Origin of the sequence: Thauera sp. 27, from assembly GCF_000310125.2 — a bacterium.
In the GTDB taxonomy this organism is placed as follows: domain Bacteria; phylum Pseudomonadota; class Gammaproteobacteria; order Burkholderiales; family Rhodocyclaceae; genus Thauera; species Thauera mechernichensis.
Genome location: NZ_AMXB01000002.1, coordinates 112,768 through 129,185, shown reverse-complemented (window position 1 = coordinate 129,185; position 16,418 = coordinate 112,768). Strand labels below are relative to the sequence as shown.

General features: G+C 65.5%; 17 protein-coding genes and 1 tRNA gene. 9 read left to right on the top strand and 9 right to left on the bottom strand.

Annotated elements, in window-relative coordinates:
• Positions 1-309 precede the first annotated feature (309 nt).
• On the bottom strand, positions 310-2,079 hold the full coding sequence (locus tag B447_RS01520) for a diguanylate cyclase domain-containing protein (RefSeq protein ID WP_002935809.1): 1,770 nt from the start codon (positions 2,077-2,079) through the stop codon (positions 310-312).
• A gap of 200 nt (positions 2,080-2,279) precedes the next feature.
• Here B447_RS01520 and B447_RS01515 point away from each other — a divergent pair, with 200 nt between their 5' ends.
• Entirely contained in the window at positions 2,280-2,858 is a 579-nt protein-coding gene (locus tag B447_RS01515) for a YqaA family protein (RefSeq protein WP_037982184.1), read from the top strand.
• Positions 2,859-2,910: 52 nt separating this feature from the next.
• Here B447_RS01515 and mutL read toward each other — a convergent pair whose 3' ends face one another.
• A complete protein-coding gene (gene mutL, locus B447_RS01510; RefSeq protein WP_002935799.1) occupies positions 2,911-4,779 on the bottom strand; it encodes a DNA mismatch repair endonuclease MutL in 1,869 nt (622 codons plus the stop codon).
• A gap of 170 nt (positions 4,780-4,949) precedes the next feature.
• Here mutL and B447_RS01505 point away from each other — a divergent pair, with 170 nt between their 5' ends.
• From B447_RS01505 to B447_RS01480, 6 genes are all read left to right on the top strand, one after another.
• Positions 4,950-5,702 carry a hypothetical protein gene (locus tag B447_RS01505; RefSeq protein WP_232431421.1) on the top strand — a complete coding sequence of 251 codons (753 nt, stop codon included), beginning with the start codon at positions 4,950-4,952 and terminating at the stop codon, positions 5,700-5,702.
• A 60-nt stretch (positions 5,703-5,762) separates the two neighbouring features.
• Entirely contained in the window at positions 5,763-6,428 is a 666-nt protein-coding gene (gene purN, locus B447_RS01500) for a phosphoribosylglycinamide formyltransferase (RefSeq protein WP_002923706.1), read from the top strand.
• Positions 6,425-7,174, top strand: coding sequence for a DUF3108 domain-containing protein (locus tag B447_RS01495; protein WP_002923707.1), 750 nt, complete (start codon positions 6,425-6,427; stop codon positions 7,172-7,174). The genes purN and B447_RS01495 overlap by 4 nt, the downstream gene beginning before the upstream one ends.
• 1 nt (position 7,175) lies before the next feature.
• Positions 7,176-8,549 carry an RsmB/NOP family class I SAM-dependent RNA methyltransferase gene (locus B447_RS01490; RefSeq protein WP_002935797.1) on the top strand — a complete coding sequence of 458 codons (1,374 nt, stop codon included), beginning with the start codon at positions 7,176-7,178 and terminating at the stop codon, positions 8,547-8,549.
• The gene (locus tag B447_RS01485) at positions 8,536-9,129 is read left to right on the top strand and encodes a phospholipase D family nuclease (RefSeq protein ID WP_002935795.1); all 594 of its coding nucleotides are present in this window, start codon (positions 8,536-8,538) and stop codon (positions 9,127-9,129) included. Before B447_RS01490 ends, B447_RS01485 begins: the two co-directional genes overlap by 14 nt.
• A 162-nt stretch (positions 9,130-9,291) precedes the next feature.
• Positions 9,292-10,461 (top strand): DesA family fatty acid desaturase, encoded by a 1,170-nt coding sequence (locus B447_RS01480; RefSeq protein WP_002923713.1) that lies wholly within the window; start codon positions 9,292-9,294, stop codon positions 10,459-10,461.
• 25 nt (positions 10,462-10,486) lie between these two features.
• Here the strand turns inward: B447_RS01480 and queD are convergent, their stop codons facing one another.
• Positions 10,487-10,930: a 6-carboxytetrahydropterin synthase QueD gene (gene queD, locus B447_RS01475; RefSeq protein WP_002923714.1), complete on the bottom strand. Its 444-nt coding sequence runs from the start codon at positions 10,928-10,930 to the stop codon at positions 10,487-10,489.
• A gap of 87 nt (positions 10,931-11,017) precedes the next feature.
• On the opposite strand from queD, the gene B447_RS01470 reads away from it, so the two are divergent.
• A complete protein-coding gene (locus tag B447_RS01470) occupies positions 11,018-11,902 on the top strand; it encodes a radical SAM protein (RefSeq protein WP_002935793.1) in 885 nt (294 codons plus the stop codon).
• Positions 11,903-11,919: 17 nt separating this feature from the next.
• Here B447_RS01470 and B447_RS01465 read toward each other — a convergent pair whose 3' ends face one another.
• Positions 11,920-12,213 carry a helix-turn-helix domain-containing protein gene (locus B447_RS01465; protein WP_002923721.1) on the bottom strand — a complete coding sequence of 98 codons (294 nt, stop codon included), beginning with the start codon at positions 12,211-12,213 and terminating at the stop codon, positions 11,920-11,922.
• 421 nt (positions 12,214-12,634) lie between these two features.
• Between B447_RS01465 and B447_RS01460 the strand changes: the two genes are divergently transcribed.
• Positions 12,635-12,728, top strand: a tRNA-Ser gene (locus tag B447_RS01460).
• A 250-nt stretch (positions 12,729-12,978) separates the two neighbouring features.
• On the opposite strand, the gene B447_RS01455 is transcribed toward B447_RS01460, so the two are convergent.
• Genes B447_RS01455 through cydP form a run of 5 tightly spaced genes read right to left on the bottom strand, consistent with a single transcriptional unit; the run spans position 12,979 to position 16,416 of the window.
• The gene (locus B447_RS01455) at positions 12,979-13,290 is read right to left on the bottom strand and encodes a cyd operon YbgE family protein (protein WP_002923722.1); all 312 of its coding nucleotides are present in this window, start codon (positions 13,288-13,290) and stop codon (positions 12,979-12,981) included.
• A gap of 19 nt (positions 13,291-13,309) precedes the next feature.
• Positions 13,310-13,480 carry a cytochrome bd-I oxidase subunit CydX gene (gene cydX, locus B447_RS01450; RefSeq protein ID WP_002923724.1) on the bottom strand — a complete coding sequence of 57 codons (171 nt, stop codon included), beginning with the start codon at positions 13,478-13,480 and terminating at the stop codon, positions 13,310-13,312.
• 27 nt (positions 13,481-13,507) lie between these two features.
• Positions 13,508-14,650: a cytochrome d ubiquinol oxidase subunit II gene (cydB, locus tag B447_RS01445; protein WP_002935792.1), complete on the bottom strand. Its 1,143-nt coding sequence runs from the start codon at positions 14,648-14,650 to the stop codon at positions 13,508-13,510.
• A gap of 16 nt (positions 14,651-14,666) precedes the next feature.
• A complete protein-coding gene (locus tag B447_RS01440; protein ID WP_002935791.1) occupies positions 14,667-16,229 on the bottom strand; it encodes a cytochrome ubiquinol oxidase subunit I in 1,563 nt (520 codons plus the stop codon).
• Positions 16,219-16,416 (bottom strand): cytochrome oxidase putative small subunit CydP, encoded by a 198-nt coding sequence (gene cydP / locus B447_RS01435; RefSeq protein ID WP_002923728.1) that lies wholly within the window; start codon positions 16,414-16,416, stop codon positions 16,219-16,221. Before cydP ends, B447_RS01440 begins: the two co-directional genes overlap by 11 nt.
• Between the last annotated feature and the right edge of the window lie 2 nt (positions 16,417-16,418).

Here is a 16,418-nt window from a genome sequence, read left to right as displayed (position 1 = left end):
CAACTGCACATGCGGCGAGGGAGGAGGGGGCGGTGTCCGCGGCTTCTGCGCGACAGGGGGTCGAGTTGCTCAAGTGGATCCGGTAGCAGCAGTCGGCGTGCGGGTCATGGAGGCCGGGGCACGCATGCTGCGCTGGAGATGAGTGCGTTGGCGCGGATTATCCTCCACCCGTGCCAGGAATGGGTGTTGAACGCTGCAGTTGCGGACACACATGCCTGGAATGCCGCTGCCTAAAATAGAGGCAGCGGGACTGACTCTCGATGCGTCAAGGGCTTGCCACATTTATCCACAGCTTGTCCCGAGGGCTGCTCACGGTCGCTGGGGAAAACGGACCACGCCCGAGGGCTCGGATCTGCGCCGGTCGAGCTTGTCCGCATACATCGCGTGATCGGCATGGCGGAGCAGGCTCTCCGGGCTGTCGCCATCGTCGGGATAGAGTGCGCCACCGATCGCGCCGCCGACGCTCAGTCCGAGGCCTGCGATCTGGGGTGTGGTGAGGGGCGCGCGCAGTACCGCTTCGACGTGGAGACGAACCTGATCGAGTGCGGGGCGGTCGGTGACGTTGTCGGTGACGATCACGAACTCGTCCCCGGCGTAGCGGGCGACGAGGTCTTCCGCGCGAACGCTGTGCGCGAGACGGTTGGCAATCTCCTGCAGCACCTGGTCGCCGATCTCGTGACCGTGGTTGTCGTTGATGCTCTTGAAGCGGTTGAGGTCGATGAACAGCACGCCGACGTGTGGGTTGCGCCGGTCATTGCGTGCGTGCTCGATGCGGCGCTGCAACTGCTGGAGCAGGGCCTCGCGGTTGGCGAGCCCGGTCAGGCGGTCGGTGCGCAGGCGGTCCTGCATGCGCTCGAAGCTGCGTGCAAGCTCGCCGATCTCGTCACGGCGCACGATGCCGACCGGCGTCTCGAGGTCGCCGTCACCGATGCGGCTGGCGACTGCCGCCAAGCTGCGCAGATCGCGCGACACCCAGCTCAGGATGCCGAGGCCGATCGCGACCGCGACCATCACGGCGATGGTCGCCAGCACGACCGTGCGGCGTACGTTCTCGATGACGTCGCCGAGGAAGTCGCTGGCTGGCATTGCGACCACGGTAACCCAGTCGAGGCCTGCTGCATCGCGTACGCGGTCGATGGCGGCATGGATCTGGTTGCCCTCTGGGTCGACAAACTCGAATACCCGCGGCAGCTTCTCGTCGCTGACGACCGCAATGCGGTCGCGTACCGTCAGGTAGCTCGCCTTGAGCAAGGGGTGGTCGCTCTCCGCCGCTTGCAGCCGCCCGTAGCTGCCATCGGGCAGCACGACCACGTTGGCGCTCGCTGACGAGGCGATCAGATTGCCGTCCGGCTCCACGATGAAGGCGATGCCGTTGGGCGATACCTTGAGGCGGCCGACGAAGTCATTGAGCGCCTTGAGCGCGACGTCGGTGGCGACCACGCCGGCGAATTCATTTTCGGGTCCCAGCACGCGGCGCGCACGCGTCGCCACCAGCTGCAGGGTGCCGAAATCGATGTAAACCGACGTCCAGGTGTGGCCGTCGGTCGTCTTGCCGTTTGCATACCACGGGCGTGTGCGCGGATCGAACAGCGTGGTTTCCCGGCGGACGAACTCGAGGTGGCCGTCGACACCCTGGTAGCGGTAGATGGCGCGATGTTCGTCCGCGCGCAGTTTCATGCGCAGCTCGACCTCATCGCTCGAGCGGCGATACAGCCCCAGCCCCTGGCCAGCTTCGTTGCCATAGTAAACGTAGTCGTTCGGGTCGGTATGGATGGAGGTTGCCACCCAGAAGCGGTTGCGGATGTCGTGGAAGTCCTGCTCGATGGTCGGTGGTGCGGGCATGCCCTCGGGGAAGGCCGACTCGAGCACTGCGCTCGAACCGACGACGTGCCGGTCGACGGCCTGAGTGATCCGACCGACGGTTTCGAGCAGCAATTGACCCGAGACTGTAGACAGGGCGCGGCTTCCCGCCGAATAGGAGAGCACCCCGAGGGCCACGGCGAGGCCAACGAGGAGCAGCACATAGGGCACGATCAGCACGAGCCGCAGGGAGATGGATTGCAGGAGGCGGGTCGGCATGGCGTTGGTTCGCGTTACAGACTGGCAGTCGCTAAGGCCCTGATTCTCGGACCTTGTGGGGAAGTGCGCAAGCCAGGGTCATCCGCAAGGCGGTGCCGACGAAGCCGACAAGCGCAGGTCATGGACTTGCGGTTATCATCGCGCCTCGCCCGGTCGCTGCTGGAACCGGGTTCGTCTTCGAAATCCCCCGGAGTGTTGTCTTGAAGATCTTCTCGCCGTTGTACGCGCGGACGATGGCATGGTCGCGGCATCGACGCGCCCCCTGGTTTCTAGGTGGGCTCAGCTTTGCGGAGTCGTCATTCTTCCCGATTCCCCCTGATGTGATGCTGGCGCCGATGTGCCTGGCAAACCCGCGGCGGGCAATGTGGTTCGCCTTGCTCACGACGCTGGCTTCGGTTGCGGGCGGCTTGCTTGGCTATCTCATCGGGTACTTCGCATTCGACGCGATTGAGCCGTGGCTGCGCGAGACACGCTACTGGGCGGCCTACGAGCAGGCGGTAGCCTGGTTCGATACCTGGGGTTTCTGGGCAATCTTCGTCGCGGGCTTCTCGCCGATTCCGTACAAGGTGTTCACGATCGCAGGGGGCGTGGCGTCGATGGCGCTGGCGCCCTTCGTGCTGGCCTCGCTGGTGGGCCGTGGGGCGCGCTTCTTCCTTGTAGCCGGGCTGATGGCCTGGGGCGGCGAGCGCATGGAGGCCGTGCTGCATCGCTACGTCGACCGCCTGGGGTGGGCGACGGTCGCCGTGGTCGTGGTGGGGGCGCTGATCTACAGCTTATAGGTACGCGCAGGGGCTTGCGTCTTGGCGCGCCGGCGCTACTGGGGTGCCGGCGCTACTGGCCGCGCATGAAGAAGCGATCGAGTTCTGCCATGCTGAACTGCGTCCAGGTCGGCCGTCCGTGGTTGCACTGGTCTGCGCGCTCCGTGGCCTCCATGTCGCGCAGCAGCGCATTCATCTCGGGCAGGGTGAGCTGGCGATTGGCACGTACTGCGCCATGGCAGGCCATCGTAGCGAGCAGTTCGTTGCGGCGCGTCGTCACCACCTCGGTGGCGGGGTATTCGCGCAGTTCCTGGAGGAGCTGGCGCATCAGTTCGGCCACGGGGGCGGCGGCGAGGAGGGCAGGCACGCTGCGTACGGCGAGTTCCTGCGGCCCGGCGGTGCTCACGTCGAACCCCATGCCGGCGAGGACTTCGCGGCATTCCTCTGCGGCGGCCATGTCCTTGGCGCTGACCGAGAACACGGCTGGAATGAGCAGGCGCTGGACGGCGGGCCGGCCATCGAGCACCGTCTTCAGGCGCTCGTAAAGGATGCGTTCGTGCGCTGCATGCATGTCCACCAGCACCAGGCCATGCGTGTTCTGCGCCAGGATATAGACCCCATGCAGTTGGGCGAGCGCGAAGCCGAGCGGTGGCGCTGCGCCCTCGTCTGCAGACAGGGTCCTGGTTGGCCATGCGGTTGTGCTTGCCGCGGCCTGGACTGGCGCAGCGCCGCCGACAGGGCGGGCGCCAGCGGCGAAGTCCAGGTAGCTGCGGCTTGCGGCTTCCATGGCGAGCTGGCCCTGGCGCGCTGGGGCGGCAGACCAGGCGTGCCAGGTCTGAGTCCCGGCGTTGCCCGTGCTGCTGCCGGTGAGCGCAGACGTGGCGGCCATGCCAAGCATGCTGTCGGCGGACACTGCCCGATGATGCGGCGCAGTCGAGCTCGCGTCCGGTTCGATGCGGTTTGCACCGCTTTCGGCGAGCGTGCGCTTCAGCGCGTGGTAGATGAACTGGTGGACCGCACGCGCCTCGCGAAAGCGCACCTCGATCTTGGCTGGGTGCACATTCACATCGACGCCCGCCGGGTCGAGCTCAAGAAAAAGGACATACGCCGGATGGCGGCTGCCGTGCAGGATGTCGGCATAGGCTTCGCGCACTGCATGGGTGAGCAGCTTGTCACGCACGAAACGGCCATTGACGAAGAAGAACTGCGCGTCGCGGCTCGACCGCGAGTAGGCGGGCAGTGAGGCGAAGCCGGCCAGCCTCAGCGGCCCGGCATCTGCTTCCACCTGGCGCGCCTGGGCAACGAAGTCGTCCCCCATCAAGGCTGCGACCCGTTGCGCGGCAGGTGAGGGCGGCAGGCGGTGGGTCACGCGCCCGTTGTGTGCGAGCTGCAGGCTGATGTCCGGACGGGCGAGTGCGACGCGGCGGAACACGTCGTCGCAGTGCGCGTACTCGGTGGCCTCGGTCTTGAGGAACTTGCGTCGTGCCGGGGTGTTGAAATAGAGGTCGGCCACTTCGACCACGGTGCCCTGGTTGAGCGCGGCAGGCGCGATGCTGCGATCGCTGCCGTCGATGCGCCAGGCGTGAGTCGCAGCTTCGGCGCGGCTGGTGATCGTGGTGCGGGCGACGGCGGCAATTGCAGCGAGCGCTTCGCCCCGAAAGCCCATGGTGCCGACGCGCTCGAGGTCGTCGAGCGACGCGATCTTGCTGGTGGCGTGACGTTCGAGGGCGAGGGCAAGCTCCTCGCGATCGATGCCGCAGCCGTCGTCGGTGACCCTGATGCGGCGCACGCCGCCCTGTTCGAGCTGGACCTCGATCGCACGCGCGCCGGCATCCACTGCGTTCTCGAGTACCTCCTTGAGGACCGAGGCCGGGCGTTCGACAACCTCGCCTGCGGCGATCTGGTTGACCAGCAGGTCGGGAAGGCGGTGTATGTGGGGCATGGCGTGCTTGGATGATGAGCCGACGGCTGGGCGGCCTCGCATTATAGGCGCTGAGCTGCAGGCCGGGCCGCGGCGCCGGCCGTGCGCGCCTTGGCTCGAGGGGCAGGGCATGATCGGCAAGCGCTCGGTTATGATCCAGGGTCAGGGGCAATAGCGGGGGCGCAGGGCAGATGCATCAAGCTGAGCGGGGGTTGCCGGCACGGGCCACAGGCGTCCACCTCGGTGTGGTCTGCCTGATGTTGGTGCTAGCGGTGGCGCTCGGAGGCTGCTCGTCGCCGGGGACGGCGCCTTCTGAGCAGCGCGCGCGTGGTTTCGACCTGCGCCAGCTGCTCAAGACCGACATCAACCGCGTCGCCGAGCGCCATCAGCAACATGTGTTCGCCAGCTTGCGCCGCCTTGCCGACAAGCTGTACAAGCGCAATCCCGATGAGTGGCGCAAGGGTGGTGCGGGCAGTGCCGAGGCAGCGATCTCGAGGATCTTCGACGAGAAGCATCGCTGGCGTTTTGCATCGCTAGGTAACCGTCGCGACCTCGACGCCATGCAGATTGCGCTGCATCCGGAGTATCGCGGCGACCGGGTCCAGGCCCTCGTCGTCGGGCTCGCCAGCATGGTGCAGGCCGCCCTCGGCGATCGCGAAGTTTTTTACATGCTGGATGATCTGGAGCCCCAGCACATCTACAATGCCGCCCGTAACGTAGAGATTGCAGCGTGGAAGCTCGCGACGGCGCGCGACCCTTCGGGGCGCCCGCTGTTGTTGTCCAACGAGATGGGCGAGGTTGCCAACCTGAGCTTCGAGCGCGAGTTCGGTCGCATCATCGGGCTGCTCGATGCGCTCGCCGATATCGTCGAGGACGAAACCGACCGCACCGTCACACGCGTGGTCCAGAACCTCGGCACCGCGGTCTTCCTGCCTGTGTATTGAGCCAGCCAGCTACTTTGAAAGTGCCCGTGCTGGAGCCTGTTTCCCGACTCCCTCATTGCCATGAAGTCCATCGTCATCCTTATCTCCGGCCGCGGCAGCAACATGGAAGCCATTGTGCGTTCACGCATACCCGGCGCCCGCATCGCCGCGGTGATCAGCAACCGGCCGCAGGCGCCGGGCATTGTCTTTGCGCGTGAGCACGGCATCGACACCGCGGTGGTCGACCACACCGCCTATCCGGATCGCGAGGGTTTCGACGCGGCGCTGATCGAGGCCATTGATGCCCACCGTCCGGATCTCGTGGTGCTTGCCGGTTTCATGCGCCTGCTCACGGCCGGCTTCGTGCGCCATTACGAGGGCCGTTTGCTCAATATCCACCCTTCGCTGCTGCCTGCTTTCACCGGGCTCAACACGCATCGCCGCGCCCTCGAGGCCGGGGTGAGGGTGCACGGCACGACGGTGCATTTCGTAACTGCCGAACTCGATTGCGGCCCGATCGTCGTCCAGGCGGCGGTCGAGGTGCGCTGCGGTGACGACGAGGCGGCACTGGCCGCGCGCGTTCTCGAGCAGGAGCACCGCATCTATCCGCAGGCTGTGCGCTGGTTCGTTGACGGGCGGCTGTCCATTGATGCGCACGGACGGGTGAGCCTGCGCGACGCGCCTGATGAGCCGCTGCCTGCACTTGTTTCGCCGCGCCTCGAGCCCTCGGGTGGGGGCGTGTCGTGAGCGGCAGCCTGCGCTTTGTCGTGCTGCTCTGCCTGGCCTGCCTGGTGCCCGCGGCCGCAGCAGCGGGTTTTGCCGATCCGCCGGCGACTGGCAGCATGCGTTTCGACGTTCATTACGGCTCTCAAGGCTTCAAGGTTGGCAGTGCCCAGCACAGCTGGTCCCTTGCGGATGGACGCTATGAGCTCGAACTCGAGCTTGAGGCGCGCGGGCTCGCGGGTCTGTTCGGCTTGCAGTACCGTCAGCACAGCCGTGGGCTGCTGAGCGGGGCGGGCTTGCGGCCCGAGCTGTTCAGTGTCGAGCAGCGCGGACGCAAGAGCGAGGCAGCGCATTTCGACTGGCCGGCGGGGCGTGTCAGCATCCGCCGCGATGGTGCGGAGCGGCGCAGCGGTACGCTCGAGGCGGGGGCGCAGGATCTGCTCAGCCTGTGGCACCAGGCCAGCCACGTCGCCCGTAATGGAAGGCCTGTCAGTCTTCAGGTCATCACCAACAAGAGCGTCAAGGACGCAGTGCTGGAGCCGGACGGCAAGGAGTCTCTGAGCCTGCCCATCGGCAAGGTGGAGACCTTGCGCCTGCGCGCGCACGCCGAGGATGGCGGGCTGAACATCCGGATCTGGCTGTCGGTAGACCATGGGCTGCTGCCGGTGCGCATCCGCATCGAGGACGAAAAGGGCGGAGTGCTGGATCAGCGCGCCGCCGCGATTGAAACGGGACGCCCGGCGGCGACCGCAACAGGAACCAAGAACTGACATGACCAAGACGAGCAAACCCGGCCGCCCGCGCACGGCAGGCAGAACTGCCACGACCGGCCGAACCGACAGGGCGGCGCGCCCGCAAGAGGCCGGCGCTGTCACCGGTGCGGGGATTTCGCGGCAGCTATTCATTCAGGCAACCCAGGCCCTGGGGGCAGTGCTCGCCTTCGAGTACCCGGCCGATGCGGTGTTGTCGCGCCATTTCCGTGACAACCGCGAGCTCGGACATCGCGACCGCGGCTTCATTGCCGAGGCGGTGTATGGCGTGCTACGCCGCTTGCGCTGGCTGCGCCGGCTGGCCGGTGCGGAGGCCACGCCGCGCATGCTGCTGCTGGCCTGGTTCGCGCGTGGTGAAGGCTGGCCGATGCGTAATTTCGAGGGCCTGGTGAGCGCTACCGAGAGCGATTGGCTTGCTTCCGTCAAGGCTGCCGACGCTGGCGAGATGAGTCTCGCCGAGCGCGTCGACCTGCCCGACTGGCTGGCCGAGCGACTGCTGCAGCAGATGGACGAAGCCGAGCTGGTGGCGCTTGCACATGGGCTGAACCGGCCGGCGCCGCTCGACCTGCGGGTGAACCTGCTCAAGGCCGACCGCGACGCGGTGCTGGCGCAGCTGCAGGCCGGTGGTGTTGCCGCCGAGCCCGGCAGGCTGTCGCCGCAGGCCATCCGGCTCGCGGCCAAACCGGCGCTGCAAAAGCACCCGCTGTTCCTGGACGGCAGCTTCGAGGTCCAGGACGAGGGCAGCCAGCTGCTTGGCCTGCTGGTGCAGCCGCGGCGCGGGGAGTTGGTGGTCGATTTCTGCGCTGGCGCGGGTGGCAAGACGCTGCAGCTGGGGGCGCTGATGCGCTCGACGGGCCGCCTGTATGCCTTTGATGTGTCGGACAAGCGGCTGGCCAAGCTCAAGCCGCGCATGGCCCGCGCCGGTCTGTCGAACGTGCACCCGGTGCTGATTGCCCATGAGGCCGATGCCAAGGTCAAGCGCCTGGCCGGCAAGGCCGACCGCGTGCTGGTCGATGCGCCATGCACCGGCCTGGGTACCTTGCGCCGCAATCCGGACCTGAAATGGCGCCAGTCGCCTGCAGCAGTCGAGGAGATGGTCGCCAAGCAGGGGGCGATCCTGGCTGCGGCGGCGCGTCTGGTGCGCCCGGGCGGCCGCCTGGTGTATGCCACCTGCAGTCTGCTCGCGGAAGAGAACGATGCCATCGTCGACGCCTTCCTGGCTGCGCACCCTGGTTTCGCGCAGCTGTCGGCCCAGGACATCCTCGACAAGCAGGGGGTGGCCGTCGCCACTGGCGAGCGCCTGCGCCTGATGCCCCATGTGCACGACACCGACGGGTTCTTTGCTGCGGTGATGGAGCGCCGTGCCGAGGCTTGAGCACGCGCGCTGCGGCCTGGGTATCTGCGCCGGAGTGCTGCTCGCGGCCAGTGTGGTATTCGTTACGCCGGCGCTGGCCAGCCAGCGCTTTGCCGCCAAGGGCGAGGTTGAGCTGGCCTTCTCGCCCAGGGACAATACCGAGCAGGTCGTGATCGACCTCATTGCGGCTGCGCGCAAAAGCCTGCAAGTGCAGGCCTACGTGTTTACCAGCCGCAGCATCGCCGATGCCATGGTGGCGGCGCGCCAGCGTGGCGTGAAGGTGGAGGTGCTGGCCGACGCGCAGATGAACCGCCGCGAGAAGGGCAATGCCATCCCGCGCTTGCTGGCGGGCGGGGTGCCGGTCGCTTTCGAGACCAAGTACAACGCCGCCCACAACAAGCTCATCATTGCCGATGCCGAGGGGCCGGCCTGTGCGGTGCTCACCGGCTCCTACAACTTCACCTGGTCGGCACACAATCGCAACGCGGAAAATCTGCTCATCGTGCGCGGACATTGCGAGCTGGCACGCGCCTACCGCGACAATTGGCTGCGCCACCGTGCCGAAGCTGCGCCTGTCAAGTCGCTGCCATGGCGGCCTTGACCCGATTGTGGACGGCGTGAAAGCGTATTGAACGCTTGGTCGTGCGCGCCGGTCTCAAGCTGGCGTATGCGCGCGGCGGCGCGTTCCGGGTAGTGGTTTCTGGTTTGCTGCGCGCGCTGGCGTAGAATCCAAGCGCTGTGTTCCTCAGAGGTGTTGTCACGCATGTATAACGGGCTGTTCGATCTTCCCTGGTGGGGCTATGTCGTCGTCGCACTCGCGCTCACCCACGTCACCATCGCTGCGGTGACGATCTTTCTGCATCGCCACCAGGCGCACCGTGCGCTGGACCTGCACCCTGTGCCCAGTCACTTCTTCCGCTTCTGGCTTTGGCTCACGACGGGCATGGTCACGCGCGAATGGGCGGCGATCCACCGCAAGCACCACGCCAAATGCGAGACGGTCGAAGATCCTCATAGCCCGCAGACGCGTGGCCTGGCGAAGGTGCTATGGCAGGGGGCGGAGCTCTATCGTGCCGAGGCCAAGAATGCCGAAACGCTCGCACGCTACGGCCACGGTACGCCGGACGACTGGCTCGAGCGCAACGTGTATCGCCATTCCGTGCTCGGCGTCTCGATCATGCTGGTCATCGATCTCATTGCGTTCGGTCCGATCGGCCTGACGATCTGGGCGGTGCAGATGGTGTGGATCCCTTTCTGGGCGGCAGGCGTGGTCAACGGGCTCGCGCACTATTGGGGCTATCGCAACTACGATTGCAGCGATGCATCGCGCAACATCCTGCCCTGGGGCATCCTGATCGGCGGTGAGGAACTGCACAACAACCACCACAGCTTCGCGACGTCGGCCAAGCTGTCGGCGCGCTGGTATGAGTTCGACATTGGCTGGATGTACATCCGCATGCTGGAGATGCTTGGTCTGGCGAAGGTCAAGAAGACGATCCCCAAGCCGCGCCTGGTCGAGGCCAAGGCGGTGCCGGACCTGGATACCTTGCAGGCGGTCGTCACCCACCGCTACGACGTGATGACGAACTACATGCATTCGCTGCGCAAGCTTTGCGCTGCCGAGTTGAAGCGCGTCAAGCGCGATGCGGTGAGCGGTCTGGACGTCAGGGCAGTGCGGCGCTGGGTGCTGTCCGGCGAGGAGCGCCACCTTGGCGACGCGCAGAAGGAGCAGGTGCGCGTCGCCGTCGGCATGAGCCCGGCGCTGGCAACCGTGGTTGCGATGCGCGAGGAGCTGGCGGCGATCTGGGCACGCTCCAATGCATCGCGTGAGCAGCTGCTGGCGCAACTGCAGGACTGGGTTACGCGCGCCGAGCAAAGCGGGATTGCCCAACTGCAGGAGTTCGCCCTGCGCCTGCGCCGCTACGCTGTCTGAACAGCGGCGCCCGGCAGGCCGGGCTTCAGGTGCGTACGGCGTCGGCCCAGCAGTTGGGCGTTTCGTAAAGTCGTACGCGCTCGAGCCGCAGGTGGTTGCCGTAGGTGTCGCGGTAGGCGGGATCGAGCAGGCGGAATGCCTCCGCGGCGAGATTCTCGGCGGTGGGAACGAGGTCCAGCACGACGGTCTTGTGTTCGGGCATCGAGGTGAGGAAGTCGAGCACCCGGGTGTCGCCACGATAGACCAGGAAAGCGTGGTCCCAGCGGTCCACGACGAGCTCCTTGGCGATGCGCTTGACGTCGGCGAAGTCCATGATCATGCCATTGACCGGAAGGCCGTCGGCCTTGATCACCTCGCCCGAAAGGGTGATCTCGAGCGCATAGCGATGCCCATGAAGGTGGCGGCATTGGCTGGCATGGTCGGGGATCCGGTGACCGGCATCGAACTCGAGGCGGCGGGTGATGCGCATGGCGACTCTCTCTTGTGGGGGCGCGGATTATAGCACCGGGGGCGCTGCTGCCGGTGTCCACGGAAATTGCAAGTCTCTGAGCTGACGATGAATTCTTCCATTTCTTCGGGGGCGCCGGCAAACCGCGCCAGCACCCTGGACATCCGAAACCACGACCGCGATCTCGCCGGGCTCACCTATGTGTATCCGGTGCTGTCAAGGCGAGCGGGTGGGGTGTCGATCGGCATCAACCTCAACCCGAACAATGCCTGCAACTGGCATTGCGTGTATTGCCAGGTGCCTGGCCTGGTGCGGGGCAAGGCACCGGAGATCGATCTTGCCCGACTGCAGGACGAATTGCGCGGCTTCCTCGCCGACCTCATCCACGGCAGCTGGATGGCGCGCCACGTTCCCGATGGTGCGCGTGTCATTCGCGACATTGCCTTCTCTGGAAACGGCGAGCCGACGAGTGCGGCGGTCTTCGGCGAGGCGGTCGAACTGGTTGCCGGGCTCAAGGCGGAGTTTGGCCTTGCGGCGGATGCCGTGCCGCTCAGGTTGATCACCAATGGCAGCCTGTTGGGTCAGGCGCGCGTCCTCTCCGCAGTGCGCCGGCTGGCGGATGCGGGGGGAGAAGTGTGGTTCAAGGTCGATGCAGGCACGGTGGACGGTATCGAGCGCATCAATGGCGTACACCTGGAGCCGGAGGCCGTCGCACGCAACTTGCAGCGCTGCGCGCTGGCCTGTCCTACCTGGGTTCAGACCTGCATGTTCCGTTGGGATGGTCAGGTACCCGCGGACGCGGACATCGAGGCTTATCTCGGGGTGCTCGAGGCGGCCGGACTGGAGCACTTGCGCGGGGTGCTGCTGTACGGAGTTGCACGTCCGTCCATGCAGGCGGAGGCGTCACGACTCAGCGCCTTGACCAGCGACGAACTCGAAGCGATTGCCGAGCGCATCAGAAAAAAAAGGCTGACGGTATCCGTCAGCCCTTGAGCTCGATTGCCCGGTGATCAGCGCTCCTTGCGCTTGGCACGGGCTTCCTTCTTGAGCGTCTTGTAAAGCTCGGGGTTGGTCGCCTTGAGGTACTCGGCGACATCCACGTCGTCGCGCTTGACCTTGTTGATGTCGATTTGCTCGACATGCACCAGGCGCAGCAGCGCCTGCACGGGGCGAGGGATGTTGCGCCCGCTTTCGTAACGCGACCCGCCACTCTGGGTCACGCCGATCTTGGACCAGAACTGCGACTGGTTCAGGCCGAGCTTTCGGCGAATTTCGCGAACATCGATTTTTTCGGTGACTTTCATTACGGTATTCCTTTTTCTCTTGACCAAGGTGGACACGGCAACGGGGTCGACTCTGGCATGGGGTGAATGGGTTTCCTATGACCTAAGTCATAGGGTGTATGAAGTATAGATCACTATCCTTTCCTCATACAATGTGGTTTTTGTTGTTTTAGTTGAAATCTGTGATTTTTTGCCTGATGTGCTCTGTCTGCCGGCGTCCTCCGGCAAATTCCTGTCCGGACGCCTTCGACGGTAGTGACGAGGCACTTTCACGTCAAATTGGATACGACAATGGCACTAATAGTTCAGCTTGACGCCGTCGTGTGCTGACCTTCCTTCGGGGGGTGGCGGCTCGATTCGGCCAATGGTGCGATGCATGAAAAAGGCGCGTGAACGTGTTTGACCGATAGCCCCGAACTCGCTATGATCGCGCCTTCCTGATGGAGACGTGGCCGAGAGGTCGAAGGCACTCCCCTGCTAAGGGAGCATGCGGGCTAAAACTCGCATCGAGGGTTCGAATCCCTCCGTCTCCGCCAGAGCACTGAAGCCCCTTGTTTCGAGGGGCTTTTTTGCGTTTACGCGGCGCAGGTCGAGGCGATGGACCTTGTCAGCGTTCATCTTGGGCGACCACGGTAGGCCGCTGTTCTGCCAGCCGTTCTTTTGGCGGAATCCGGCCTGTGTCCCTTCCTTGATCACTTCGCCCTGGAAACCGTTGATGACGTGGCGTGCGTTGGCAAAGCCGCTCTCGCGCAGAAAGGCGGCGTGATCAGCGCTATGTCACCGAGGTTACACAGGACTGCCGTGCAAGGACGCCAGGCGTACGACGGCCAGGGCGATGCCGAGCAGACAGGCGGTACCCGAGAACATCAGGCGCCAGGCCAGGTGTCGTGGTACGAAGCCGACGCCACGCACGAAGCCCGCGCTCATGGCCCAGAACAGTGCCATAGCGGCCCAGTGGTCCGCGCCGCCCTGCGGACCGGAGAGGGCGGCGGGCCAGGCGGTGATGCCGAGCATGATCGCGATGGCTGTCAGCAGCGGCAGCAGGCTGATCCCGCCGGTCGGCGCGGCGGGCGGGTGGGGGGCGACCTTCGTGTTCATCGTTGCCTCCTTGCCGCCTTCAGTGTGCGCCGCTGCCGTTCGGGTGAACCGGATCGGCGTCGAGACGGGGCTGTCGCAGCGCGTCGGCGCGTGCCTCTTCGCGCGCCTGTTCATTTTCGCCCCACAGGGCGTTGAGGATGGCCAGCAGCACGGCGAAGCCGATGCCCAGGACCCAGGCGAAATACCACATGTCGTTCTCCTTGTTTCGTGTGCGCGCTCAGTATGCGGAGTGCTCGTTCTCGCGGATGTAGGCTGCGGTGACTTTGCCTGCCATCACGCTGTAGGCCCAGCTGGTGTAGGCAACGATGATCGGCATGAAGATCAGCGTGGCCCAGAACATGATGCCCAGCGTGCGTTGGCTTGAGACCGCATCCCACACGGTGAGGCTGGCGCCCGGCACGGTCGAGGAGGGCATCACGAAGGGGAACATGGATACGCCAGCGGTGCCGATCACGCCCACGATGGCGAACGACGAAGCAACGAAAGCGGCCAGGGTGCGCCCCTTCCAGACCAGCAACAGCGCGGCAATGCCGCCGGCGTAGCCCAGCGCCGGCACCAGCACCGTCAGCGGCGCCTTGGCGTAATTGGCCAGCCAGGCGCCGGGCTGCAGTTCGACTGTCTTGGCGAGTGGGTTGGGCAGCGCCGCGGTGTCCACCGCCGAGGTGATGGCGTAGCCGAAGCTGCCGTTGGCGATCCATAGCCCGGCGGCGGTGAAGCCCACCAGCATCAGCACGCCGAAAACCAGCGCGGCGGTTATCGAACGGCGCTGGATGTCGCCCTCGGTACGGTGCGCAAGATAGATCGCGCCGTGGAAGGTGATCATCGCCGTGCTCACCACGCCGGCGAGCAGCGCAAAGGGGTTGAGCAGGCCCCAGAAACTGCCGGTGTAGTGGGATACCAGGGTGTCGTCGAAGTGGAAGGGCACGCCTTGCAGCAGGTTGCCGAAGGCGACGCCGAAGATCAGCGGCGGCACTGCACCGCCGATGAAGAGCCCCCAGTCCCAGGTGCTGCGCCAGGCGGCGTTGTGGATCTTGCTGCGGTAGTCGAAGCCCACCGGGCGGAAGAAGAGCGCCCACAGCACCGCGAGCATCGCCCAGTAGAAGCCCGAGAAGGCTGTGGCATAGACGATCGGCCAGGCGGCGAAGATGGCACCGCCGCCGGTGATGAACCACACCTGGTTGCCGTCCCAGTGCGGGCCGACGGTGTTGATGATGACGCGGCGCTCCTCGTCGTTCTGGCCGACGAAGGGCAGCAGCGTGCCCACGCCCATGTCGTGGCCGTCCATGATGGCGAAGCCGACGAGCAGCACGCCCACCAGCAGCCACCAGATGAGTTTCAGGGTCGGGTAGTCGAGGATCATGATGTGCGCTCCGGGATCAGGCGTGGGCGTGCTGGGTTTCGTTCATGTAGCGGCCGGTACCCAGGCTGCCGGGGCCCTGGCGGGCGAACTTGATCATCAGAACCATCTCGACGATCAGCAGCAGGGTGTAGAAACCGACGAAGCCGGCGAGCGAGCCGTACAGGCTTTCCACCGTCAGCGTGGACACCGAGAGGTGGGTGGGCAGCACGCCGTAGATGGTCCACGGCTGGCGGCCGTACTCGGCCACGAACCAGCCCATCTCGCAGGCCAGCCACGGCATCGGCAGGAACCACAGCGCCCACTTGAGCAGCCACGGCCGCTGGGCGAAGTCGCCCTTGATCGAGTACCACAGCGCCAGGCCGAACAGCGCCAGCATCGCGAAGCCCAACGCCACCATGATGCGGAAGGTCCAGAACAGCGGCGCCACCTTGGGCAGGGTGTCGCGTGCGGCGCGGTCGATCAGCTCGGGGGTGACGTCGTCCATCGACACCACGTACTTCTTCAGCAACAGGCCGAAGCCAAGGTCGTCCTTGACCTTGTCGAAGGCCTCGCGCAGCGCCACGTCCTGCGGGCTCTTGCGCAAGGCCTCGAGCAGCTTCACCGCCTCCACGCCCACCGTCACGCGTTCGCGGTTCAGGGCGTAGATCTGGTTGAGGCCGGGCAGCGCCTTGTCGAGCGAGCGCGTGCCGATCAGGCCCATCACCCAGGGGATGTGGATCGCGAAGTCGTTCTTCATCTCGGCTTCGTTGGGCACGGCGATGACGTTGAAGCTGGCCGGCGCGGGCTCGGTCTCCCACATCGCCTCCATCGCGGCGAGCTTGGTCTGCTGCGCTTCGCCCAGGGCGTAGCCGGATTCGTCGCCGAGCACGATCACCGAGCAGATCGAGGCGAAGCCGAAGGCCGCCGCGATGCGGAACGAGCGCTTGGCGAACTCCACGTCGCGCCCGCGCAGCAGGTACCAGGCCGAGATCGACAGCACGAACATGGCGCCGGTCACGTAGCCCGCCGACACCGTATGCACGAACTTGCCCTGTGCCACCGGGTTGAACACCACCGCCCAGAAGTCGGTGAGCTCCATGCGCATCGTCTCGTAACTGAACTCGGAACCCACCGGGTTCTGCATCCAGCCGTTGGCGATCAGGATCCACAGCGCCGACAGGTTGGTGCCCACCGCCATCAGGATCGTCACCAGCAGGTGCTGCTGGCGCGACAGGCGGTCCCAGCCGAAGAAGAACAGGCCGATGAAGGTCGACTCGAGGAAGAAGGCCATCAGTCCCTCGATTGCCAGCGGTGCGCCGAAGATGTCGCCCACGTAGTGCGAGTAGTAGGCCCAGTTGGTGCCGAACTGGAACTCCAGCGTGATGCCGGTGGTGACGCCCAGTGCGAAGTTGATGCCGAAGAGCTTGCCCCAGAAGCGGGTCATGTCCTTGTAGATCGTCTTGCCGGTCATGACATAGACGCTTTCCATGATGACCAGCATCCACACCATGCCGAGCGTGAGCGGCACGAAGAGGAAGTGGTACATCGCCGTGGCTGCGAACTGCAGCCGCGACAGGTCGACGAGTTGCTCACTGACCATGGGTTTCTCCTGGAGGTGGTCGATGCGATGGCGGAGTTGAGCGGGAAACCTGTGCGGCCATGGTCGAGCTGTCGACCGATACGCGTGCGTCGCGGATGAAGGCCCACCACAGCGCCGTGATCAGCGCGAGCTTGATCAGTACGACGACGACGAGATGGCGCAGCAGGCCTTGATCTGGCAGGTTCATGC

What these genes read in the sequence shown, in the direction of transcription:
- queD (WP_002923714.1), bottom strand. Translation starts at nt 10,930, where the DNA reads ATGCGCATCACCCGCCGCCTCGAGTTCGATGCCGGTCACCGGATCCCC.
- B447_RS01440 (WP_002935791.1), bottom strand. Translation starts at nt 16,229, where the DNA reads ATGGTCAGTGAGCAACTCGTCGACCTGTCGCGGCTGCAGTTCGCAGCC.
- cydB (WP_002935792.1), bottom strand. Translation starts at nt 14,650, where the DNA reads ATGATCCTCGACTACCCGACCCTGAAACTCATCTGGTGGCTGCTGGTG.
- mutL (WP_002935799.1), bottom strand. Translation starts at nt 4,779, where the DNA reads ATGCCCCACATACACCGCCTTCCCGACCTGCTGGTCAACCAGATCGCC.
- B447_RS01480 (WP_002923713.1), top strand. Translation starts at nt 9,292, where the DNA reads ATGTATAACGGGCTGTTCGATCTTCCCTGGTGGGGCTATGTCGTCGTC.
- B447_RS01465 (WP_002923721.1), bottom strand. Translation starts at nt 12,213, where the DNA reads ATGAAAGTCACCGAAAAAATCGATGTTCGCGAAATTCGCCGAAAGCTC.
- purN (WP_002923706.1), top strand. Translation starts at nt 5,763, where the DNA reads ATGAAGTCCATCGTCATCCTTATCTCCGGCCGCGGCAGCAACATGGAA.
- B447_RS01470 (WP_002935793.1), top strand. Translation starts at nt 11,018, where the DNA reads ATGAATTCTTCCATTTCTTCGGGGGCGCCGGCAAACCGCGCCAGCACC.
- B447_RS01505 (WP_232431421.1), top strand. Translation starts at nt 4,950, where the DNA reads ATGCATCAAGCTGAGCGGGGGTTGCCGGCACGGGCCACAGGCGTCCAC.
- B447_RS01490 (WP_002935797.1), top strand. Translation starts at nt 7,176, where the DNA reads ATGACCAAGACGAGCAAACCCGGCCGCCCGCGCACGGCAGGCAGAACT.
- B447_RS01455 (WP_002923722.1), bottom strand. Translation starts at nt 13,290, where the DNA reads ATGAACACGAAGGTCGCCCCCCACCCGCCCGCCGCGCCGACCGGCGGG.
- B447_RS01520 (WP_002935809.1), bottom strand. Translation starts at nt 2,079, where the DNA reads ATGCCGACCCGCCTCCTGCAATCCATCTCCCTGCGGCTCGTGCTGATC.
- cydX (WP_002923724.1), bottom strand. Translation starts at nt 13,480, where the DNA reads ATGTGGTATTTCGCCTGGGTCCTGGGCATCGGCTTCGCCGTGCTGCTG.
- cydP (WP_002923728.1), bottom strand. Translation starts at nt 16,416, where the DNA reads ATGAACCTGCCAGATCAAGGCCTGCTGCGCCATCTCGTCGTCGTCGTA.